The 4,163-nt window shown below is 65.3% G+C and carries 2 protein-coding genes; both read left to right on the forward strand.

Annotated elements, in window-relative coordinates:
• Nucleotides 1-1,117 (forward strand): hypothetical protein (locus Q0288_RS10980; RefSeq protein WP_299430336.1); only part of this gene is annotated, 1,117 nt, incomplete at its 5' end.
• An 8-nt stretch (nucleotides 1,118-1,125) separates the two neighbouring features.
• A partial coding sequence (locus tag Q0288_RS10985) for an N-6 DNA methylase (RefSeq protein ID WP_299430338.1) occupies nucleotides 1,126-4,163 on the forward strand: 3,038 nt, incomplete at its 3' end.

Raw genomic sequence — 4,163 nt, forward strand, 5'->3', positions numbered from 1 at the left:
CCACAGCCCCTCTCCCTTCGACATCGCCCGCCGCGACGGCGCCGCCGGACCGCTCGGCGGCGTGCGCGTGCTCGACCTGAGCGCGTACATCGCCGGCCCCTACGGCTGGCCGCAAGACGTGGTAGATGCGGCTCTTTATGTGCTGGTGGCCTCTGGCCACCTGCGGGCCGAGCATCAGGGTCAGGGCCTGGCAGCCCGGCAGATCGAGCAGGGAAAGATCAACCAGACCCAGTTCCGCCTCGAGGCCGCCGTGGTCACCTTGCCGCAGAGGCTGGCGGTGCGCCGGCTGCTCAGCGAGCTGGGTATTCCTTACCGGAACGACGACGAGCCCAGCGGGTGTGCAGGGCTGGTCGAGACGCTACGCGCCCTGGCCCAGCAGGCCGGTGGGCCTCCGCCCTGCCCCGAGGCCCCCAGCCCGCCCTACCTGGCCGAGCTGGCCACCCTGCGAGGCAACGAGCTGCTGCTGGCCGTAGCCAACCAGCAGGAGCGCCTGGCGGCGGATTTCAAGCAGTGGCAGGAAGTCCGCCAGCAGATCGAAGAGCGCCTGCCCCGCTGGGCCAGCCTCGAGCGCCTCCTGTCCCACGGGGCCGCCCTGAGCGAGTTGGCCCCGCTGGCCAACCAGAAGGCCGCCCTGCTGGCCCAGCGGGGGCTGTTACAGACACCAGACCCGGTGCCCCCCCTGATGGAGCAGGCCGCCGGCCTGCTGCGGGAAAAGATCCGGACGCTTTACCAGCAGTACCAGAGCGCCTTCGAGCAGGGCATGGCCCGGCTCCAGGCCCACCCCGCCTGGCAGCCGCTGGCTTCGGCGGAAGCCGGGCGCATCCTGGAGGCACAGAACCTGCGGCCCCTGCCCGAGCCCAGGCTTGGCAACGCCCAGGAGGTGCAGAGCGCCCTCGAGGCCACAAACCTTCAGCAGCTACAAGACCGGCTGGCCGCCCTCCCCACCCGCTTTTCCGAGGCCCTGCAGGAGGCCCTGCGGCTGGCCGCTCCCAAGGCGGTCCGGCTGAGCCTTCCCAGCGCCAGCCTCCAGACCGAAGAGGAAGTGGACGAGTACCTGCAAAAGCTACGAGAGGCCATCATGCGGCACATCGCCGAGGGCAGCTCGGTGATCCTGTAGAGGTTCCAGTGGCCGTCCTGTCCCCCGACCTGCGCAACAGCCTCGAGCGCACCATCACCCAGGCCCGCGAGGCCGCCGAAGCCGCCCTAAAGGCCGCCCTGCACCACCTGGGGGTGCAGGAGGCCAGCCCCCACCCCAGCCTGAGCGAGGCCGAACGCGCCCTGCGCCGCAGACTGCGCGAAGAGCTGCGCCGCCTGGGCAGCCTGGAGCTGCTGATAGCCGAGGGCGCCTACGAGCACTGGCACCAGATGCTTTTCGCCCGCTTCCTGGCCGAGAACCACCTGCTGATCCACCCGGAATACCGCCAGCCGGTTAGCCTGCAAGACTGCAAGGAGCTGGCCCATCACGAGGGCGACCGCAACGCCTGGGCCACCGCCACCCGCTACGCCAGCCGCATGCTGCCCGGCATCTTCCGGCCCCACGACCCCCTGCTGCACCTGCGGCTGGCCCCCGAAAGCCTGGGCCGGCTGCAAAGCCTGCTCGAGTCCATCCCCCAGGTTGTTTTCACCTCCGACGACGGGCTGGGCTGGATCTACCAGTTCTGGCAGAGCAAGCGCAAGGCCCAGGTCAACAAAAGCGGGCGCAAAATTGGCGGGGCCGACCTCTCACCGGTCACGCAGCTTTTCACCGAGCACTACATGGTGGAGTTCCTGCTGCACAACACCCTGGGGGCCTGGTGGGCCAGCCGCCACCCCGAAAGCCCCCTCAACCCCCGCTTCACGTATCTGCGCCGCCTGCAGGACTCTACCCCAGCCGCCGGAGGCTTTGCCGGCTGGCCCCGGTCGGCCCGCGAACTCAAAGTGCTGGACCCCTGCTGCGGCTCGGGGCACTTTTTGGTGGCCGCCGCCGAGCTGCTGGCCGCCATGCGCTCGGAAGAAGAAGGCCTGAGCCTGCCCGAAGCTTTCGACGCGGTCTTGCGCGACAACCTCTTTGGCCTCGAGCTCGACCCCCGCTGCACCCAGATCGCCGCCTTCAACCTGGCCCTGCAAGCCTGGAAGACCGGCGGCTACCGCGAGCTACCGGTGCCCCACCTGGCCTGTAGCGGCCTGGCAGTGGGGGCCAGCAAAGAGACCTGGCAAAAGCTGGCCGCAGACAACCCCAACCTGCGCCTGGCCCTGGGCGAGCTGTGGGAGCTGTTCAAAAAAGCCCCCGACCTGGGCAGCCTGATTGACCCTGGCCGGGTTGCGGTGGGCGGCGACCTGCTCTCGGTTGTGAACTACCAGGAGGTCGAGCACCTGCTAGACCAGGCCCTGGCCAGCGAAAAAGCCAGCCCCGACCCCACCGCCGAGGTCTTTGGCGAAGCCGCCAGGGGCGTCGCCCGCGCCGCTGCCATCCTGCGCGAAAAGTACCACCTGGTCATCACCAACGTGCCCTACCTGGCCCGTGGCAAACAGAGCGATACCCTGAAGGACTACATCGAGCGCAGCTATCCCCAAGCCAAGGCCGACCTGGCCACCGCCTTCGTAGAGCGCTGCCGGGACTTTTGCCTGCCCGGCGGCAGCTATGCCCTGGTAACCCCACAGAACTGGCTGTTTTTGGGCAGTTACAAGAAGCTGCGCGAAGTCCTGCTGAAGACGCAAAGCTGGAATTTCGTTGCCAGGATGGGTACGGGCGCTTTCGAGACCATTTCGGGCGAGGTGGTCAACGTTGCCTTGCTCACCATCACCAACTCGAGCCCCACCCCCACCCACCAGATGACCGGCCTGGACGTGAGCGACCTCAAAACCCCAGCCGACAAGGCCAGGGGATTGCTCGAGGCCGAGGTGAAGGAGCTCGAGCAGGCGGGGCAGTTGAAGAATCCTGATTTGCGCATCTCGCTATCAAAGTTCTCGGCCAAGTCCCAAGTTAGACAGTTTGCAACTGCCACTGAAGGGCTGTCAACTGGCGACCGTGATAGGTTCATCCACAATTTTTGGGAACAACAGAACATTAGCGTGGCTTGGGTGAAATTTCAGACAGCAACAATGCTGGATACTGATATTGGTGGTTGCTCAGAAATACTACTCTGGGAACACGGATCAGGCACACTGTCAGAAAGTGAAACGGCCCGAGTTCAAGGAAACTCTGCTTGGGGAAGCACAGGGATTCTAGTTTCAAGAGTTCGTTCTCTACGTATTTCAAGTTACTTTGGCACTCATTACGACAAGAGCTGCGTTGCTTTGATTCCCATATCGCCAGAGGTGGTTTCTGCACTCTGGGCATTCACAAAGTCACCTGAGTTTGTGGAAGAGGTACGTAAATTAGACCAGAAACCTTATGTAACTACATCTGTGTTTACAAATTTACCCTTCGATCTCGAGCACTGGACCAAGGTCGCGCAGGAGAAGTATCCTGGCGGCCTGCCCGAGCCCTATTCCAACGATCCCACGCAGTGGCTGTTTAAGGGGACCGTGACCGATACCACCGAGGCGCTGCTGGTGGCGGTGGCCCGGCTGTTGGGCTACCGCTGGCCCGAGCAGGTTGACGATGGGCTGCCCGAGGATGCCGATGGCATTGTGTGTCTGCCTGCGGTGGCGGGGGAGCTTCCTGCGGCCGATCGTTTGCGGGCGCTGCTGGCCCGGGCCTATGGGGGGCGCTGGTCGGCCACGCTCGAGCAGGCTTTGCTGGCCTCGGTGGGGTTTGAGGGTCAGAGCCTGGAGGAGTGGCTGCGGGATGGGTTTTTTGTGCGGCACTGCAGGGTCTTTCATAACCGGCCTTTTATCTGGCACGTCTGGGACGGGCGCAAGGACGGGTTCTCGGCGCTTTTGAACTATCATCAGCTCGACCGGGCCAAGCTGGAGAAGCTGATTTACACCTACCTGGGGGCCTATATCTCGGCGCAGGAGGCCGCGGCAAAGCGGGACGAGCGGGGGGCCGATCTGCGCCTGGTGGCGGCGCTGGAGCTGAAGAAGAGGCTGGTGGCCATCCTGCACGGCGAGCCGCCCTTCGACATCTTTGTGCGCTGGAAGCCGCTGCACCAGCAGCCCATCGGCTGGGAGCCCGACCTGAACGACGGGGCGCGGCTGAACATCCGGCCCTGGGTGAGGGCCGGGGTGCTGCGGGCCAG

The sequence above is a fragment of the uncultured Meiothermus sp. genome (assembly GCF_937863175.1).
Classification (GTDB): Bacteria; Deinococcota; Deinococci; order Deinococcales; family Thermaceae; genus Meiothermus.